At 70.0% G+C, this 17,792-nt stretch carries 16 protein-coding genes and 2 tRNA genes; 6 read left to right on the top strand and 12 right to left on the bottom strand.

Annotation, left to right across the window (positions count from 1 at the left end; genetic code table 11):
* The first annotated feature begins 146 nt into the window (after nucleotides 1-146).
* Complete coding sequence (locus EBL85_RS09270) at nucleotides 147-2,987, top strand: DUF349 domain-containing protein (protein ID WP_123142762.1); 2,841 nt, start codon at nucleotides 147-149, stop codon at nucleotides 2,985-2,987.
* Nucleotides 2,988-3,028: 41 nt separating this feature from the next.
* Here EBL85_RS09270 and EBL85_RS09275 read toward each other — a convergent pair whose 3' ends face one another.
* On the bottom strand, nucleotides 3,029-3,496 hold the full coding sequence (locus tag EBL85_RS09275; RefSeq protein WP_123139712.1) for a universal stress protein: 468 nt from the start codon (nucleotides 3,494-3,496) through the stop codon (nucleotides 3,029-3,031).
* 186 nt (nucleotides 3,497-3,682) lie between these two features.
* Between EBL85_RS09275 and arfB the strand changes: the two genes are divergently transcribed.
* The gene (arfB, locus tag EBL85_RS09280; protein ID WP_005223517.1) at nucleotides 3,683-4,105 is read left to right on the top strand and encodes an alternative ribosome rescue aminoacyl-tRNA hydrolase ArfB; all 423 of its coding nucleotides are present in this window, start codon (nucleotides 3,683-3,685) and stop codon (nucleotides 4,103-4,105) included.
* Nucleotides 4,106-4,109: 4 nt separating this feature from the next.
* Here the strand turns inward: arfB and EBL85_RS09285 are convergent, their stop codons facing one another.
* The 6 genes from EBL85_RS09285 to EBL85_RS09310 form a co-directional block, all read right to left on the bottom strand.
* Nucleotides 4,110-4,289 carry a hypothetical protein gene (locus EBL85_RS09285; protein ID WP_005223509.1) on the bottom strand — a complete coding sequence of 60 codons (180 nt, stop codon included), beginning with the start codon at nucleotides 4,287-4,289 and terminating at the stop codon, nucleotides 4,110-4,112.
* An 81-nt stretch (nucleotides 4,290-4,370) separates the two neighbouring features.
* The gene (locus tag EBL85_RS09290) at nucleotides 4,371-4,865 is read right to left on the bottom strand and encodes a heme-binding protein (protein WP_123142763.1); all 495 of its coding nucleotides are present in this window, start codon (nucleotides 4,863-4,865) and stop codon (nucleotides 4,371-4,373) included.
* 54 nt (nucleotides 4,866-4,919) lie between these two features.
* Nucleotides 4,920-6,152 carry a flavodoxin-dependent (E)-4-hydroxy-3-methylbut-2-enyl-diphosphate synthase gene (ispG, locus tag EBL85_RS09295; RefSeq protein WP_123142764.1) on the bottom strand — a complete coding sequence of 411 codons (1,233 nt, stop codon included), beginning with the start codon at nucleotides 6,150-6,152 and terminating at the stop codon, nucleotides 4,920-4,922.
* A 52-nt stretch (nucleotides 6,153-6,204) separates the two neighbouring features.
* Nucleotides 6,205-7,062 carry a DUF4743 domain-containing protein gene (locus tag EBL85_RS09300; RefSeq protein WP_123139708.1) on the bottom strand — a complete coding sequence of 286 codons (858 nt, stop codon included), beginning with the start codon at nucleotides 7,060-7,062 and terminating at the stop codon, nucleotides 6,205-6,207.
* A 46-nt stretch (nucleotides 7,063-7,108) separates the two neighbouring features.
* Nucleotides 7,109-7,942: a nucleoside triphosphate pyrophosphohydrolase gene (mazG, locus tag EBL85_RS09305; RefSeq protein ID WP_123142765.1), complete on the bottom strand. Its 834-nt coding sequence runs from the start codon at nucleotides 7,940-7,942 to the stop codon at nucleotides 7,109-7,111.
* Entirely contained in the window at nucleotides 7,942-8,280 is a 339-nt protein-coding gene (locus EBL85_RS09310) for a hypothetical protein (RefSeq protein ID WP_123139706.1), read from the bottom strand. The genes mazG and EBL85_RS09310 overlap by 1 nt, the downstream gene beginning before the upstream one ends.
* Before the next feature lie 256 nt (nucleotides 8,281-8,536).
* On the opposite strand from EBL85_RS09310, the gene EBL85_RS09315 reads away from it, so the two are divergent.
* Nucleotides 8,537-8,613, top strand: a tRNA-Arg gene (locus EBL85_RS09315).
* 93 nt (nucleotides 8,614-8,706) lie between these two features.
* Nucleotides 8,707-8,783, top strand: a tRNA-Arg gene (locus EBL85_RS09320).
* Between the two features lie 200 nt (nucleotides 8,784-8,983).
* On the opposite strand, the gene EBL85_RS09325 is transcribed toward EBL85_RS09320, so the two are convergent.
* From EBL85_RS09325 to EBL85_RS09335, 3 genes are all read right to left on the bottom strand, one after another.
* The gene (locus EBL85_RS09325) at nucleotides 8,984-12,187 is read right to left on the bottom strand and encodes an EAL domain-containing protein (RefSeq protein WP_123142766.1); all 3,204 of its coding nucleotides are present in this window, start codon (nucleotides 12,185-12,187) and stop codon (nucleotides 8,984-8,986) included.
* Nucleotides 12,188-12,442: 255 nt separating this feature from the next.
* Nucleotides 12,443-13,243, bottom strand: coding sequence for a metallophosphoesterase (locus tag EBL85_RS09330; RefSeq protein WP_123142767.1), 801 nt, complete (start codon nucleotides 13,241-13,243; stop codon nucleotides 12,443-12,445).
* Between the two features lie 4 nt (nucleotides 13,244-13,247).
* Nucleotides 13,248-14,222: a diacylglycerol kinase family protein gene (locus EBL85_RS09335; protein ID WP_190288062.1), complete on the bottom strand. Its 975-nt coding sequence runs from the start codon at nucleotides 14,220-14,222 to the stop codon at nucleotides 13,248-13,250.
* A 269-nt stretch (nucleotides 14,223-14,491) separates the two neighbouring features.
* Between EBL85_RS09335 and EBL85_RS09340 the strand changes: the two genes are divergently transcribed.
* Both EBL85_RS09340 and EBL85_RS09345 read left to right on the top strand, forming a co-directional pair.
* Nucleotides 14,492-15,406, top strand: a complete 915-nt coding sequence (locus EBL85_RS09340) for a patatin-like phospholipase family protein (protein WP_123142769.1) — start codon at nucleotides 14,492-14,494, stop codon at nucleotides 15,404-15,406.
* A 64-nt stretch (nucleotides 15,407-15,470) separates the two neighbouring features.
* Nucleotides 15,471-15,917 (top strand): hypothetical protein, encoded by a 447-nt coding sequence (locus tag EBL85_RS09345; protein ID WP_123142770.1) that lies wholly within the window; start codon nucleotides 15,471-15,473, stop codon nucleotides 15,915-15,917.
* 40 nt (nucleotides 15,918-15,957) lie between these two features.
* On the opposite strand, the gene EBL85_RS17200 is transcribed toward EBL85_RS09345, so the two are convergent.
* On the bottom strand, nucleotides 15,958-16,122 hold the full coding sequence (locus tag EBL85_RS17200) for a hypothetical protein (protein ID WP_165913556.1): 165 nt from the start codon (nucleotides 16,120-16,122) through the stop codon (nucleotides 15,958-15,960).
* A 76-nt stretch (nucleotides 16,123-16,198) separates the two neighbouring features.
* Nucleotides 16,199-17,656 (bottom strand): NAD(P)/FAD-dependent oxidoreductase, encoded by a 1,458-nt coding sequence (locus tag EBL85_RS09350; RefSeq protein ID WP_123139700.1) that lies wholly within the window; start codon nucleotides 17,654-17,656, stop codon nucleotides 16,199-16,201.
* Nucleotides 17,657-17,792 lie beyond the last annotated feature (136 nt).

The raw sequence follows: 17,792 nt of genomic DNA on the forward strand, positions 1-17,792 counted from the left end.
TTCGACGAGACGGCGCGCCCTGGAAGAACCGATCGACTCGGAGCCGTCCGAACCCTCGCGACGGCTCCGTCATTGACACCTTCAGCCACGGGCGCGGCAACGTCGCGCGCCGCGCAGGCTCGAGCGCAAACCTGGGTGGGAACGAGATGTTACTCAAACGCTTTCTCAAGCGGCGCAAGACCGACGCAACCGCACACCCGAGGACGCCACCGGCATCCGTCGCGCGTGAACCGGCCGAGACGCCGCCACCGCCGGTCGAACCAGGCGACCTCGACCGCCTCGCCGCAACCCTCGTCAACGCGACGGCGGCGAGCGAGCGCGACGCCGCCGCGACCCGTTACGGCGAACTGCTCGCCCGCCTCCAGCCGGCCACCGAGCGCGAATCGCGCCTCGCGGCGATCACCGCCCCCGAGGCACTCGCCAGCCTTGCTCGCCGCTGCCCGGATCCGGCGCTGCGGCTGTCGCTCATCGCCCGACTCGATGCCGCCGAGGCACTCGCCGAGTGCGCCCTCGAGGACCCGGTGGCGGCCAACCGCCGCGCCGCGATCGAGCGACTGGAGAGGCGCGAGGCGCTCGAACGCGTGGTGCGCGAGATCGGCAAGCGCGACAAGGTCGTCCACCGGCGCGCCCGCGAGAAACTGCGCCTGATCGCCGAGCGCGAGGCCGAGCCGCAGCGCATCCGCGAGCAGTGCAGCGGGCTGTGCGAACGCGCCGAGCGACTCGGTCGGCTCGGCAACTGGACCCAGGACCGCGCGCTGCTCGACCATCTCGACCAGCAGTGGGCCGAACTCGAGGCGCGCGCCGAACCCGAGCTGCGCACCCGCTACCAACAGGCGCGCGAGCGCTTCATCGCGGCCTTCGAGACGGCCAGCTCGGCAGCGGCCAGGGAGCAGGCCGAGCAGCAGGACCAGACCGCGCGCGCCGCGACCTATCAGACGCTGCTCGCCCGGCTCGAGACCCTCGCCGAGGCCGCCACCCCGGACGCCGCCGAACTGGCCCGGATCGAGCACGAATGGGGGGCGCTCGCCGCCCTGCCCGACCCCGAGCAGGCGCCGCTCGATGCCCGACGCCGCGCACTCGCCAGCCGCATCGCCGATCACCACAGCCGCGAGCGCGCACAGGCGCAGGCACGCGCCCAGCTCGCCGAGCACCAGACGCGCATCGGCGAACTGCTCGACAGCCCCAAGCCGCTGGCCTGCCACCGCGCCGAGCGATTGCTCCAGCGCGCCCGCGACTGCTGCGCAACCCTCGACGGCGACCCGGCGACGGCCGCGTGCGGCACGCTCGTCGACCGGCTCGCCACACGCATCCGCACCCAGCGGCGCAACGCCGAGCAGCGACGCGACCAGCTCGGCGGCAGGCTCGCCGAACTCGAACAGCGCCTCGAGGCCGGCGAGCTGCGCAAGGCCGACGCCCTCTTCCAGAGCCTGCAGGCCGGGCTCGAACTGGTCGAGACCAGCGGCTGCGCCAACGCCGACAGCGTCCGTGCCGCCGAGCGGTTGCGTCAGCTCGCCCCCCAGCTGCGCGAGCTGCAGCAGTGGCGCCGCTGGAGCGCCGACCAGCACCGCGAGGCGCTGTGCACCGAGATCGCCGCGCTCGAGGCCGAGGCGCCGGCGCTCGAACAGGCCGCCGAGCAGCTGCAGTCGCTGCAACAGCGCTGGAAGGAACTCGACCGCTCCGGGGCGCGCGCCGACGAGACGCTGCGCGCCCGCTTCCAAGAGACCGCGACCCGCATCCGCGAGCGCTGCCGCCCCCATCTCGAGGCCCAGGTGGCCGAGCGCGCGGCCAACCGCGCCGCCTGCGAACGGCTCTGCGACCAGCTCGAGGCCTTCATCGAGGGTGTCGACTGGGAGCAGGCGGACTGGAAACAGGTGGTGCAGACGCGCGCCGACACCCGTCGCGCCTGGGCGGCGATCGGCCCGGTCGAGGCGCGTCACCGCCACGTCCTGGAGCGCCGCTTCCACCGCGCGCTCAAGCGTCTGGAGCGGCGGCTCGAGGGCGAGCGCAAGCGTAACTTCGCCTTCAAGCGCGCGCTGATCGCCGAGGTCGAGACGCTGGTCGAGCACCAACCGCTCGAAGAGGCACTCGAGCGCACCAAGGCGCTGCAACGCGACTGGCACACCACGGTCGCGGCGCGTCAGAAGGATGAGAACCGCATCTGGCGCGAGTTCCGCGCCGCCTGCGACGCGGTGTTCGCCCGGCGCGCGGCGCTGCAGAAGGCCCAGTTCGCCGAGCTGGAGGACAACCTCGCCCGGCGCGAGGCGCTCTGCGCCGAGGCCGAGCGGAGCGCCGCGGACGAGACCACGCCGGAGCGACTCGAGGCCCGGCTGGGCGAGTTCGACGCGCGCTGGCGCGAACTGCAGTCACTGGCGGTGCCGCGTCAGGCGGCCGGTGCGCTCAAGGCACGCTGGCAGGCGGCGCGCGAGCGGCTGGTGCAGGCACGACAGCACGCGCGCGAGCGGGAGCGGGGCCGGAGCATCGCGCTGCTCGAGCGCCAGGAGGCGCTGTGCGCCCGAATCGAGCAGGCGGCGATCGCCGAGCATGGACAGGGTCTCGAGCGCGCCGCGATCGAGGCGGAATGGAGCGCGCTCGGCGCGCTGCACGATCAGGCGCTGCAGGCGGCGATGGACGCGCGCCTGCGCCGGGCCTGCGAGGCGCTCGCCGATGCCGCGACGGCGCAGACGCTCGCCGCGGAGCTGGATGCGCACGGCGAGCAGCGCCGGCAGCTCTGTCTCCAGCTCGAGATCCTCACCGGCATCGACTCGCCGCCGGCGTATAGTCAGCAGCGTCTGGCGTATCAGGTGGCGCGGCTCGCCGAACGCATGGGCGATGGTGAGAGCGACCCGCTCGGCGGCACCACCGAGCTGCTGCGCGACTGGTACCTGAGCGCGCCGGCACCGGCCGACGCCGCGCTCGAGACGCGCTTCGCCCGGGTGGTCGCGGCGCTCACCCCGGAGCCGGCGCGCGATACCGGCACACCGGCCTGAGCGGGGTCGGGCGACACGGGGCGCGCGCGCCCCGGTCGCGCTCAGTCCTGGCCGAGCTTGACGCAGAGCACGTCGCAGTCGGGGTTGCGCAACACCTGCCGGGCGGTGGCGCCGAACAGCCCGAGCAGACCGTGACGACCGTGACTGCCGATCACCACCAGCCCGACCCCGAGTTCGGCTGCGACCTCGTCGATCACCTGACCGGTGGCGCCGACGCGCACCAGACGATCGGCGGCGGGCACGCCGAGACGCTCGCCGAGCGCGGCCATCTCCTGCTCGGCCACCCGCAACAACTCGGCCTCGAGCCCGGCCTCGCCGCCGATCAGCGGATCGCCCGAATAGCCCACCGGCATGTAGTCCATCGACGGCGGCACGTATTCGACCACGTGCAGCAACGTCAACCGTGCCCCGAACAGCGCCCGCAGCCGCACCGCGCGCGCCACCACCGGCTCGCTCTCGGGTTCGAAATCGGTGGCGAGCAGCAAGTGCCCATAATCCTCTGTGTCCATCACACACCTCGCTGGACTTGACCAGGGCGGACCTTGCGGCGACACCCTCGGCATCGCTAGACTGCCCACCCGCCCCTGCACTCCAGGGACATGCCGATTATCGACCATCGCCACCGGGATCGGCAGATATCCCCATCATCGACACCGCGGTTGCCCGGTCGCCGCGCGTCCTCCGACAGCCCCGCCATGCTCGAGATCACCCCGCAGATCCGTATCGCCGAGTCCGAACTCCAGGAGCGCTTCATCCGCGCCCCCGGCCCCGGCGGCCAGAACGTCAACAAGGTCGAGACCGCCGTCCAGCTCAGTTTCGACATCGCCACCAGCCCGTCGCTGCCCGAGGCGGTACGCGCACGGCTGCTGCTGCGCAACGACCGACGCATCGACCAGTCCGGGGTGGTGCGCATCGAGGCCCACCGCCACCGCACCCGCGAGCGCAACCGCGCCGACGCGCGCGAGCGCCTCGCGGCGCTGATCCGCGAGGCCACCGCCCGCCCCCGCCCGCGCATCGCCACCCGTCCGACCAAGGGCTCGCAGCGGCGCCGGCTCGAGGCCAAGCGCAAGCGCGGTCGCGACAAGCAACTGCGCCGCGTACGCCCCGGCGAGGACTGATCGCTCAGTCGCCGAACTCGGCGACGATGCCGCCGCCCTCGGGCGTGATCACCAGCACCAGACGCCCCAGGGTGGGATGACGCAGGGTGAGTACCTCGACCCCGGCGCGGGTGCGCGTCTCCACCAGCTCGCACTCTCCGCGCAGATCCGCGACCAGCGCGGGTTCGGCCTCGAACAGACGCATGACGGTCTCCTTCGGCTGACCGGCCGACGGGGCCGGTGATGAGCTGCCCGGCGACGCCTCCGCTGCGGCGCCGGGGATGGGTCAGAGCATGTCCAGGTCGTCGGCGATCGCCGCCAGCCCGGCGCGCGCGCAGGCCTCGTCGGTCTCGCCGTCGGGCGCACCGCTCACCCCGACGGCGCCGACCAGCGCCGAGCCGGCGGCGTGGATCGGCACCCCGCCGGGCGACATCACCAGCCCGTCGACCCGGCCGACGGGGCTCTCGGCGCGCTCGGCCAGCGCCGAGGTGGCGGCGTTGAAGTTAGCGGCGGTGAAGGCCTTCATCCGGCTGATGTCGACGGTGATGGGTGCGGCGATGGTGTCGCGCAGCACCACCTGCACCGTCCCTTCGCGATCGACCACGGTCGCCGCGATCTGGATGCCGCGCGCACGACACTCGGCCACCGCGCCCTCGGCCACCGCGCTGGCCGCAGCCAGCGACAGCCGCTGCAGCGGCACCACCAGGGGGTCCTCGGCCCTCAGCGGACCGGCCAGCGTCAGCATGGCCGCGATCGCGACCGGGATGATCGGCTTGCGCATCACTCGCTCCTCCGTCTGCTTCGATGTGCGCCGCCGCCCCGCGGCGGCGACCGGTCAGCGCGCGCGGTAGTGACGCTCGATGTAGTCGTCCACCATGCGCTTGAACTGCTCGGCGATGCCGTCGCCCTTGAGGGTGGCGACCTTCTCGCCGTCGACGAACACCGGCGCGGCCGGGCGCTCGCCGTTGCCCGGCAGGCTGATGCCGATGTTGGCGTGCTTGCTCTCGCCCGGGCCGTTGACCACGCAGCCCATCACCGCCACCTGCATCTGCTCGACGCCGGGGTAGGTGCCGCGCCACTCGGGCATGCGCTCGCGCAGATAGGCCTGGATGTCCTGCGCCAGGTGCTGGAAGGTGTCGCTGGTGGTGCGACCGCAGCCGGGACAGGCGGTGACCATCGGGGTGAAGGAACGCAGCCCCATGCTCTGCAGGATCTCCTGCGCGACCTCGACCTCGCGGGTGCGGGCCTCGCCCGGGGCCGGGGTGAGGGAGACGCGGATGGTGTCGCCGATGCCCTCCTGGAGCAGCACCGCAAGCGCCGCAGTCGAGGCGACGATGCCCTTGGAGCCCATCCCCGCCTCGGTCAGACCGAGGTGCAGGGCGTAGTCGCAGCGTGCGCCGAGCATGCGATAGACGGCGATCAGGTCCTGCACCCCGCTCATCTTGCACGAGAGGATGATGTGGTCCTTGGGCAGTCCCAGCTCGACGGCGCGATCGGCGCTGGAGACGGCCGACTCGACCATCGCCTCGTACATCAGCTGCTGCGGCTCCTTGGGCGCGGCGGCGCGGTTGTTCTCGTCCATCATCCGCGCCAGCAGCTCCTGGTCGAGGCTGCCCCAGTTGACGCCGATGCGCACCGGCCGGTCGTAGCGACAGGCCGTCTCGATCATGCTCGCGTACTGCGCGTCCTTCTTCTCGCCGCGACCGACGTTGCCGGGGTTGATGCGGTACTTGCCCAGCGCCTCGGCACAGGCCGGGTGGTCGTTGAGCAGACGATGGCCGTTGAAGTGGAAGTCACCGACCAGCGGCACCGCACAGCCCTGGGCGTCGAGCGCCTCGCGGATGCGCGGCACCGCGCGCGCCGCCTCCTCGTTGTTGACGGTGATGCGCACCATCTCCGAGCCCGCCCGCGCCAGCGCCAGGGTCTGACGCACGGTGGCCTCGACGTCGACGGTGTCCGTGTTGGTCATGGACTGGATCACGACCGGGGCGCCGCCGCCGATGGTGAGGTGGCCGACGCGCACGGGGACGCAGGCGCGTCGCTGGATGGGGGATCGATCTGGGCTCATGTGCTGTTGATTCCGCGGAATGGATGGGGTGATGAGCGCCGGGCTGGGCGGCTCAGCAGGGCAAGGGCGAGCGCAGCCCCTGGATGAGGGCAAGATAGTCCGGCTCGTCGGGACCGATCAAGCCATGACGAATCAGGAAATCGATGACGACGAGGTTGCAATTGAGCTTGAACTCGTCGCTATCGCGCACGATCTCCACGACCTCATCGACCGGCATGCGATAGAAGGCCTGCACCTCGCCGTCGGTGCAGCGGGGCACGAAGTCCTCGGGCAGTTCGAGATCATAGCAGTACATGACATCGGGCTTGAGCCCGCGCTCGGAGTCGCGACAGTAGATCACCGCGCCGACCGGCACCGCCAGATCGGCCAGCGCCGCGGCCATCCCGGCCTCCTCGGCGCACTCCTTGCGCAGGTTCTCGCGCACCCCCAGGCCGTGCGGCAGGCCGCCGCCGACGAGGTTGTCGAGCCGGTTGGGATAGAGCCTGCGATCGGCGGCACGCCGCCCCACCCACATCTCCAGCCCGTGCGCGGTGCGCACGAAGCCGTTGAGGTGCTGGCCGAAGGCGCGGATGCCGAAGAAGGGACCGGCGGCGCGATCGACCACGCAGCAGGCGCGATCGCGCCCGTTCGGGGTCACCGGATAGAGCTCGCCGTGGGCATAGGGGATCTCGCCCTGCGCCACCAGCGTCTCGACCACCTCGGCGAGCAGCGCCGAGCGCGCCGCGAAGTCGCGCGGCGCGTTGATCCAGTGCACCGCCTGCGGCTCGACGCGGAACCAGCGCGGCCAGCGCGTCAGCGCCCGCGCCGCGGCATGGCGCAGGGTGCCGATTCGCACCCCGTCGAGCAGCCAGGGCACGAAGTCTTCCGGGTCCCAGCGATTACAGGCGAGGATCTTGTCGTACAGCCCCATCAATCGGTCTCCGTCGCGCGCGCCCGGCGGCGCGCCATGTGATGATTCAATCCCGCTCCTCCCGCTTGACCTCGCCCCACAGCCGCTCCATCTCGTCGCGCAGCTCGGCGGCGGGCGCCCGCCCGGCCTCGCGCAACCGCGACTCGACCGCGCCGAAGCGCCGCTCGAAGCGCTGCCCGGCCTCGCGCAGCGCCTGCTCGGCGTCGACGCCGAGATGACGGGCGAGGTTGACGCAGGAGAACAGCAGGTCGCCGACCTCGTGCACCCGCTCGGGCGCGCCCGCCGGGCGCGCCAGGGTCTCGCGACACTCCGCCAGCTCCTCCTCGACCTTGGCGAAGACGCCAGCAGCGTCGTCCCAGTCGAAGCCGACCCGCGCCGCGCGCCGTTGCAGCTTCTCGGCGCGCAGCAGCGCCGGCAGCGCCCGCGCCACGCCGTCGAGCGCCCCGGGCGGCGTGGCGCCCGCGCCCTTGTGCGCGCGCTCGGCGGCCTTCACCCGCTCCCAGTGCTCGCGCACCGCCGCGCCGTCGTCGAGCGCGGTGTCGGCGAAGACGTGCGGATGACGCCGCACCAGCTTCTCGCAGATCGCCTGCACCACCTCGGCGAAGGCGAAGCTGCCGCGTTCCTCGGCCATGCGGGCGTGGAAGACCACCTGCAGCAGCAGGTCGCCGAGCTCGTCGCGCAACTCCGGCATGTCGTCGCGCTCGATCGCATCGGCGACCTCGTAGGCCTCCTCCAGGGTGAAGGGCAGGATGGTGGCGAAGGTCTGGGCGAGATCCCAGGGGCAGCCCGACTGGGGGTCACGCAGCCGCGCCATGATCGCGAGCAGGTCGTCGAGGTCGTAGCGTCGCGACGCGACGGGAGCGGAATCGGTGGAGGACATCAGAAGAACAACCCGAGCAGCATGGAGAGCAGGATGCCCCAGCCCCACACCCGAAAGGCGATGCCGATGAAGGCGCCGGGCGCGGCCGGCACGCCACGGCGCAGTCGCGCCCAGAGATGCGGGCCGGAGAGGAACCAGGGCAGAAAGCCGAGAGTGGCCGGCAGCGCGATCACGCCCGGCACCGGCGCCTGCAGCAGCAGCGACACCGCCGCCACCGGCCAGAGCACGAAATAGGCCGCGCTCAGCCGCGCCTCGAGATCGCAGGCGCGCACCCGCACGGCCAGCGCCAGCGCGACCAGCACCCAGCCGGAGACGATGGCGATGATGATCAGACGCATCCCTTCTCCCCCTGTCAGACCTGGTTCACAACGGCGCGACACGGCACGGCGCCACCGCGTCCGATGGTAGCGGATCGGCCGCGCGAGGGTCCATCGACGAAACGGATCGCGATCAGGGGTTGACAGCACGGACAAAGGCCGGAATAATTGTCGCCTCTTCGGTGTTCGATGTCGGCAACGACTCCACTGAAGCCGCTCAATCAGTCCGCAGGCATGCGAGGCTGGATAGAGCCTCCAGAGATGGAGCAAAATTCATGCGCCCGTAGCTCAGTTGGATAGAGTACCTGGCTACGAACCAGGTGGTCGGAGGTTCGAATCCTTCCGGGCGCGCCATACAGAGATCGCCTCAGATCATCATTGTCTGAGGCGTTTTCATCAGGGCCCCACCGAGCCCTCGGCCTCGCGCCGCAATCGCTGGAACACGATGCGCCCGTAGCTCAGTTGGATAGAGTACCTGGCTACGAACCAGGTGGTCGGAGGTTCGAATCCTTCCGGGCGCGCCATACAAGATCAACGGCCAGTCGAGCAATCGACTGGCCGTTTTTCGTTTCCGGGGACTAAAACACGCTGCCCCTGCCGCAGAGCCCATCTCTACACGCTTCACTCACCAGCCCACAGACCTCGAGCCAGAGCCGCCCCGACAGCGAGCGCGGCGCGGGCGCGACGTGAAACGGGCCGCGGGTCTTACGTCTCGTCCCATCGCTCACAGCCCCCCCACCCGCCCCGCCCGCAGCAGCGGTTCGAGCTGCTCGGCGGGGAGCGGGCGGCAATAGTAGTAGCCCTGGGCGACGGTGCAGTGGTGGGCGAGCAGGAAGCGGCGCTGGGCCTCGGTCTCGACGCCCTCGGCGATGCGTTCGAGGCCGAGGTTCTCGCCGAGGCCGATGATCGCCTTGAGGATGGCGATGGCCTGACGGGGGAGTTCGGGACGCTCGTCGATCTCGGCGAGGAAGGAGCGGTCGATCTTCAGCGAGTTCACCGGCAGGCGGTTGAGATAGCTCAGCGAGGCGTAGCCGGTGCCGAAGTCATCGAGCGCGATCGAGAAACCGCGTTGACGCAGCTCAGTGACCGCAGCCACCGCCCGCTCGATCGAGCGCATCGCTGCACTCTCGGTGATCTCGAACTCGAGCATCTCCGGGGCGATGCCGAAGGCCTCGGCGGTATTGGCGAGCCGCTGCGCCAAACCATCGAGGAAGAGCTCGTTGGCCGACAGGTTGACTGCGATCGGGACCACGGGCACCCCCTGCGCCTGCCAGTCGAGGAGCTGACGACACGCGAGATCGAGCACGATGGGGCCGAGCTGGAGGATCAGCCCGGTGCTCTCGGCCAGCGGGATGAAGCGCCCCGGCGGGATCAGCCCGCGCTCGGGATGCTGCCAGCGCGCCAGCGCCTCGAGGCTGAGGATACGCCCGTCACGCAGATCGACCCGCGGCTGGAAGTGGAGCAGGATCTCGTCGCGCTCGAGCGCCAGACGCAGATCCTGCTCGAGCAGGAACTGCTCGTGCAGCCGCTCGTTGGTCTCTGGGGTGAAGAAGCGATAGCTCCCCCGCCCCTCGGCCTTGGCCATGTGCAGGGCGGCGTCGGCATGACCGATCAGCTCGTCGGCGCTCACCGCATCGTCGGGATACAGCGAGATGCCGGTCGAGGCACTGATCAGCACCGCGCGATCCTCGATCGCCACCGGCGGAGCCAGCACCTCCAGGATCTGTTTGACCCGCTCACTGCAGGTCTCCGGGGTGGGCTGATCGGCGGTCAGCCAGATGAAGTTGTCGCCGCCGAAGCGCGCCAGGGTGTCATTGCCACCGAGAATACCGAGCAACCGCTGCGCGACCTCGCGCAACACCTGATCACCGGCCTGGTGACCGAGTGAATCGTTGATCAGCTTGAGGTTGTCGAGGTCGATCGAGAGCAGCGCCAGGCTGCGCGCACCACGCCTCCCCTGGGTGAGCGCACGTTTGATGCGCTTACGCATCAAGCGACGGTTGGCCAGACCGGTGAGCGGATCGTAGTGCGAGAGGAAGGCGAGCTTGTCGGAGAGGGTCTTCTCGTCGCTGATATCGACCAGCCCCCCGTAGTAGCGACGCACCCCTGGATCACTCGGATCGAGCTGACACTCGGTGGTGGCCCGCACCCAACGCAACGAACCGTCTTTGTGGCGCAACCGCAGCTCGCAGGTCGAGGTCTGGCCGGGTTCGAGATCGACGATGTTGTCGTCGAACAGCTCCCCGTCCTCCTCGATCACCATGAAACGCCAGCTGCGCTGCCCCAGCACCTCATCGAGCGCATAGCCGGTGAGCGCGAGGATGGAGTCGGTCATCCACTCGATCCAGAACAGTCCGCCGTCACGCCGCTGACTGGCGTAGGCGACATCGGTCATCACCGAGGTGACCTGACGATAACGGGTCTCGCTGAGCAGCAGGTCGCGCTGGATCTGCTGACGCACCAGCAGATTGACGATGGTCTCGCCGAAGAGCTGCAGCACCTGCCCCTCGTCCTCGCTCCACTCCCGCGGCTGGCGCGCGCTCTCCAGCCCCAGCGAGCCGAACAACTGACCATGGCTGGTCAGGGCCACGGCGAGCAGCGCACGGGTGCCGCGCGCGCGCAACATCGCCCGTTCGAGATGGGCCTCGGGCGGCAACCGCTCGATGTCGGTGATCCCGATCGGCTGTTGACGATGGATCTGGGTCATCCGCCACGGCGTCTGCGCCAACGGCGTGGCCTGGAGCAGCGGGCTGCTCGGCGCCACCCCCTCGGCACACCACTGACAATCCTGACGCAGGGTCTGGGACTGGGGGTCGAGCCGAAACAGGACACAGCGGTCGGCCTGGAAGAAGCGCCCGATGCGCTCCAGTGCGTACTGGAGCAGGCCGTCGAAGGCATCCGCGGTCGCATGGAGGAACTGGGTCGAGAGTTCGGCGATCAACCGCTGGAACTGTAGCTGATGACGCAACGCCTGCTGGATGCGCTCGCGCTCGGTGACGTCGGCGATCAAGCCCTGAATAGAGAGGATCCGCCCCTGCTCATCGCGCTGGACGCTGGTGTCCTCCTCCACCCAGTGCACCGAGCCATCGGCCCAGAGGATGCGATAACGCTGGGTGAAGGCCGGCCCCTCGACGCCGAGGAAACTGTCGAAGCCCTGCTCCAGCGCGGCGCGATCATCGGGATGGACCAGGTCGGCGAAATGCATCTCGCCGGAGCGTATCTGCTCGAGCCGATAGCCCCAGCGCCGGACGTTGTCCGAGGCATAGCGGATCGGCCAGCCCGGCTCGGGCGACCAGCGGAAGGCGACGATGTTGCTCGCGTCGATGATCTCGGCGGCGGCGCTGAGCTTGGCATTGGCCTCGACCAGTGCCTCGCGCTGGGCGATGCGCTCGGTCTGGTCGACGATGTTGCAGATCAGCTCGAACTCGTCGGTGTTGGGGATCGGCAGGCGGATCAGCACCAGGTCGACGATCAGCGCGGCGCCCTCGCGCCCCCGCAGCTCGACCTCGCGACAGCTCGCCTTGCCGTCGTCGAGGGCGCGCTCGAGCGCGGCGCACAGAAAGGACTGGTGTCTGGGCGCGGCCAAGCGCTCGAAGCGCCGGTGCTCGAAGGCGCAGAGTCGGGCGGCGGCGGCATTGAGGTCTCGGATCTCCCCCTCCGGACTGATCCTGAGCGTCGGCTGCGGCTGCTCCTGATAGAGCCCGCGGAAGCGTTGCGAGGCGATCTCGCTGGCCTGCTCGCTCTCACGCAGCGCCTCTTGCTGCAGCTCGAGCTCGGCATGGTAGACATGCAGCTCCTCGAGCAGCGCGGAGATATCGACATCACCCTGCCCGATGGCCTCGAGCACATGACCGAACCGGCCTTCGCGCAGCACCTGGCGGGCGCGATCACGCAATGCGTCGCTGGACTTCGGGGGGGATTCACTCATCGTCTCACCATGGATCACCGCGACATCATCCACCACCGATGCGGTGGCAACCGGCGAAGGGAGGCGGCGCGCCCGGCGACATCGATACGACAGACACGCCCCGGATCGAGCCGAGAGGCGCGTGCGCCCCAGCTCCCGACACAACGGCAAGGGTCGGGCCATGCAATCGATCGAGCTCGCACTCAGAGGTGAGGCTGAGGCCGGAGGATCCCAAGCATCGTCGCGCCGCGGCGCCACACGGCGACGACAACCGACTCAGCAGCCCTCGACGCCGCCCTGCCAGCCCGCCTCGGTGCGGGCGAAGCGCCAGCAAGCCGTGCCCACGAACCCGACGCCGTTCCAGGAACGCGGCTCGACCTGGATCTCGCGGGCATCGGCGCGGATCCAGTTGAAGGCGTTGGGCTCGCCCTTGTGCCGGGTGGAGACCGCAGTGCCCGCCTGGGCCACCACCACGCCCTCGGCGACGCCGGCATAGCCGCGGTGGAGATGGCCGCCGAGGATCAGATCGATGCGCGCGCGGCGCAGCCCCACCAGGGTGCGGCGCGCGCGCCCGACCAGACCACGGCGACGCAGCTCGGAGGAGAGCAGGAAGGGGTGGTGAGCGACGAGGACCCGCACCGCACCGGGCTCGGCGCGCGTCACCAGCCGCTCGATGCGCACGAGCTGGGTGCGGTTGACGCGCCCACGCGACCAGTCGGGGTGCGGTCCCCAGCGCCGCGCGGTGTTGATGCCGACGGCGATGAAACCGGCGCCGTCGAGTTCGGGCTCGAGCGCGCGCCCGAGCCCGGCGCGCCAGCGTCCCCAGGGATCGATGAAGCGCAGCAGCGGTCGCCATCCGGGCAGATCGTGATTGCCCGGCACCGCCAGCACCGGCGCCGGTAGCCGGGCGATGAAGTCGGCGGCGGCGGCGAACTCGGCGGGGCGCGCACGCTGGGTAAGATCGCCGCTGAGCACCACCAGGTCGGGGGCCAGGGCGTGGAGTTCGGTCTGCAGCGCCGCGACGAGGTCGGGGGCGTCACGACCGAAATGGAGGTCGGAGAGATGGGCGATGCGCATCGGCTCAGACCGTCGGGCGCCCCGCGCGCGGTACCAGCACCGCCACCGTCGCGCGCTCCAGGGTGAAACGCAGCGGCGTGCGCAGCCGCACCCGCTCACCGTCGCACATCACCGAGACGGCGCGACGCCGACCGACGCCGATCTCGGCGTGACTGGCCGAGGTGGCGAGCAGCGCGTCGTCCTGCTGCCAGGTGCCGAGCATCAGCCGCATCCCCAGACGCATCAGCTCGACACCCGAGGCGTCGCGTACGGCATAGAGCCCGAGCTGGCCGGCGTCGAGCCGAGGACGGCGCGGCACCGGACCGGGCCGGTCGTCGATCAGGTTGGCGGTGACCACCAACGCCCGCGCGCGCAGTCGCTCGTGGCGCTCGGCGGTGCGCAGCCGCAGACGCAGGTGGCGATAACGCTGGATCAGCGACAACCCCCGCCACACCAGCTTCGGCCACAGCACCCAGGGGCTGTTGCCGCGCGCGCGTTCACGCTCGCGCCAGCGCGCCAGCAGCGAGCCGAAACCGACCATGCAGGCACAGAGGAAGGGTTTGCCGTTGACCCGACCGAGATCGATATGACGCACCTCCGCGTCGAGCAGCGCATCGATCGCCGCCTCGGGAGCGAGCGGGATGCCGAGATCGCGCGCGGTCCAGTTCATGGTACCGCAGGGGATGATCGCGATCGGCACCGACCGACCGGCCAGGGCCTCGACCACCGCCAGCACGGTGCCGTCACCGCCGGCGACATAGATGGCCTGATAGGTCACGCCCGAGAGCGCGGCGCGCAGCATCTCCTCGACCTGCCCGGCGACCAGCGCCAGCTCGTCGACCCGGCGCCCCTGCTCGCTCAGACGCTGACGCAGCAGGTCCACCGCAGCCAGCGCCGCGGCGCTACCGGAGGCGCGATTGGCGACCACCAGCACCCGCACGCCGGCGCGCGCGCCGGGCGCGCTGGTGTGAGGCTGGAATGGCACTGCGGTGGCGAACATGTGATGACTCCTCCTGGTCGGCTCGCGGTAGCGCGGCATCGCACTGATACATGGGGACAGATTCACGCGCCTGAAGCCCCGTCATCGAAGCGAGGCTTGATCCCCGGACGATGCGCTTATAACCTGATCGGCGGCGCGGCGAGGCCATCCGAGGGCCTCGCCGCGCGCATTGACACGGAGCCCCCCGTCCCGCGACGAGGGTGCGTCAAGGATCGCGCGGCGCCGCCTGGCAACCCCGCCGACGAGCGGCACACCACTCGAGGTGTTCCATGACCGAGTCGTTCGCCAGCGGTGCCCGGAGCTCGCATCAGACACATCAGGCCCGCCCCCCGGAGATCAACCGGCTGGTGCCCATCCTCGCCGGTGGCGGCACCCGGCTACCGGCCCACGTCGGCGTCATCCAGGCACTCGGCGAGCTCGATATCGACTGCGAACACATCGTCGGCGTCTCCGGCGGCAGCATCGTTGCCGGGCTGTTCGCCGCCGGCTGGTCGGCCGAGGCGATGAAGGAGCTGGCGATCAATGTCGACTTCCGCCGGTTTCGCGACTTCAACCTCTATCAACTGCTGTTTCGCGGCGGACTCTCATCGGGCGACGGCTTCGAGCGCTGGATGGACGAGATGCTCGAGGGCGCGCGCTTTCGCGATCTGTCGCGCACGCTCCATGTCGTCGCCACCGACGTGCGCAACGGCTCGCCGGTGGTCTTCGATCGCGATCACGACCCCGACATGCGCGTCTCCCAGGCGATCCGTTACTCGATGGGGATCCCGCTGCTGTTCGCCTATCGCGAGTACCGCCAACACCTGATGATCGACGGCTGCATCCTCTCCGAGGACGCGCTGCGTCGCGACTGGGCCGGCGACGGCACCCCCAGCTGCTGCTTCCGACTGCGCGCCAACGAGCAGAACGAACGCCCGGCGGAGCGCCGCCGGGTACCGCTGCCGGGCTATCTGCAGATGCTCATCCGCGCCTTCATGACCACGCTCTCGCGCGAGTTCGTCCAGGACGTCTTCTGGAACACCACGGTGGTGATCGACACCGGCGAGATCTCGCCGCTGGAGTTCCGTCTCAGCCCCGAGACCAAGCTCGAGCTCTACCAGGCCGGCTACCGCACCACCCTCGAGATCCTGCCGGTGAAGCTCGGCAAGCTCGTCGCCCAGCGCGGCACCGGGGCACCCGGCTGACCCTGGCCACGCCCCCGCCCAGCAGCGAGAATGTCCGTCACCGCAACCGCGAGGAGACCCGCTCATGTCCATCGGACAACGCTCACTGACCCTGTTCGGCGCCGTACTGCTGGCCGGCTGCTCGGCCCCGGGCGAAGACGTCCGCGTCACCCTGTGCAAGGGACTGGTGCTCACCCAGGGCGCGGCCAGCGACTGGCAGATCGAGACCCGTCTGCCCGCTCAATATCGGGACCTCGAGGTCAGGCTGCAGTTCACCGACGGCGCCGGGCGGCAGGCCAGCGCGCAATGCTTCTATCCCTATCGCGCGGTCGAGGACGACGCCCTGGCGCTCGCCGACCCGCTCTCGGTCTATGGCACGGCGCCGACGCGACTGCGCATCGACGGGCGCGAGTTCTCGCGCCAGGCGCTCGCCGAGGCGGTGAGCGCAGCAATGGGTGCGCAGGCCCGGGAGTGGGTCGAGGGGATGCGTGAAGGACTGGAGCAGACCGCACGCGAACTCGGCGGCGAATGAGACCGCGCCCCCGGTCTGCACCGGGGGCGGGCGTGAGGGATCAGCGCGAGACGTGCGAGCGGGTCATCAGCTTGAGGATCTTCCAGTTGATGACGAGAAAACGCACGATCTGCCAGATCAGCGAGGTGCGCATGTAGCGGGTGAACCCGGTGGGCACCGGCGCGTAGTACTCCTGCTGGTAGGGCTCTTTGTTCTTGATCGGCATGACGGTCTCTCTGTGTGGGGCGTCACGGGGCGCACGCGCCCCGCCATGACAAGGGTTGCGCTCGGCGCGGCATCACTCAGTCCGGCAGCACCGACCAGCCCGGGCGCAGCTTGGCCTGGTAGATGAAGACGTGGTGCAGCAGATACTTCATCCAGTGTCCGGCCAGTCCGACCTCGCCGAAGGTGAGGTCCATGTCGCGACCGTACTCGGGATAGCGCTCATAGTCCGGCACCACCGGGAAGACGGTCATCGTCGCCGCGCTGCCGGTGAGCAGACCGGAGCCGGTCGAGGCCACGCAGGCGGCACCCATCTCGGCCATCGAGGCGGTATGGGTCGGCTCCTCGGCGCCGTTGAGCATGTCGCGGATACTGGTCGCCACCGCCTTGCCCATGGTCGCCGAAGGCATGCCGGTGCGCGGCGGCGTGGGGCTGATCGGGGTGCCGTTGGCGCTCTTCATCGGCTTGCTGATCGGGTGCGGCGGGGCGAAGGCGATGCCCACCGCGAACAGGTTGCGATAGGTCGGGTTCTGATAGGTCTTGGGCCAGTCCTCGGTGGTCCAGTCCTCGAACGCCTTGGGGGTGTAGTCGGCATCGACCTTCATGAAGCCGTTGGGCGCGAACAGGGTGCTGGTGATGTCCTCGCCGGCCTTGTCGAAGGCCTTGAGCAGGGCCCCGGCGAAGGGCGGGATGAGCATCGCGAAATCAAACGGCAACTCGCCATGGCTGCCGTCGAGCAGCTCGTAGTGGATCACCTTGGGCTCGACCTTGTAGACATGGGCGCGGGTGATCCACTCCACTCCGCGCTCGGCCATCAGCGACTCGGCGAAGGTCTTGCCGTTGGTGACATAGCCGCCGCGGGTGATGTGCACCCCGCCCATGCCGAAGTCACCGAGCTCGTACTCGTTGCTGATCCACACCAGCCGACCGAGCTGGCGCACCCCGGCGTCGCGCAGGCATTGGTCGATGTTGTAGATGTACTCGAAGGCCGCGCCCTGGCAGGTGCACATGCCATGCCCGGTGCCGACCACGAAGGTGCGGCGCTCGCCCTGCTGCATCGCCGCGATCGCCTCCTGCAACTGGGCGTTGGCCTCGAGGGCATGGCTCGCGGTGCACACCGAGGTGGTGTAGCCGCCCTCCGGTCCGAGCCCGGGGGTGGCGCCGAAGTTGAGCCTGGGACCGGTGGCGTTGACCAGGAAGTCGTAGTCGAGCGTGTCGGTCTGCCCGAGCCGCGCCGGGTCGGTGTACTCGATGCTGACATAGGGCCGCTCGCCCGCCTCCCCGCCCTCGGGGTGGATCGAGAGCGCCTTGGCCTGACGGAAGTCGATCTTGAGCTTCTTGTAGACCGGGGCCAGCTCGAAGGTGACCTGTCGCTCGGTCATCTCACCGATCCCGACCCAGATGTTGGAAGGGATCCAGTTCCATTTGGCGTTGGGCGAGACCACCACGACCTGGTGCTTGCCCTTGACCCACTTGCCGAGATATCTGGCGACCGTGTGCCCAGAAATCCCTGCCCCGAGAATGACGATACGCGCCATGTGCTAACTCCACAGTGCTTGACCTGGCGGCTCCGGCGAGACCCGTGACCGGGGCGCGAAGGAATTCGTCGCGTGTGCGCCTGCTCCCCCCGAAGGGAGCCACCACCCACACCTCGAGCCATCCCTGCCGTCCCCG

It is taken from the genome of Marichromatium sp. AB32 (genome assembly GCF_003718675.1).
Lineage (GTDB): Bacteria > Pseudomonadota > Gammaproteobacteria > Chromatiales > Chromatiaceae > Marichromatium > Marichromatium gracile.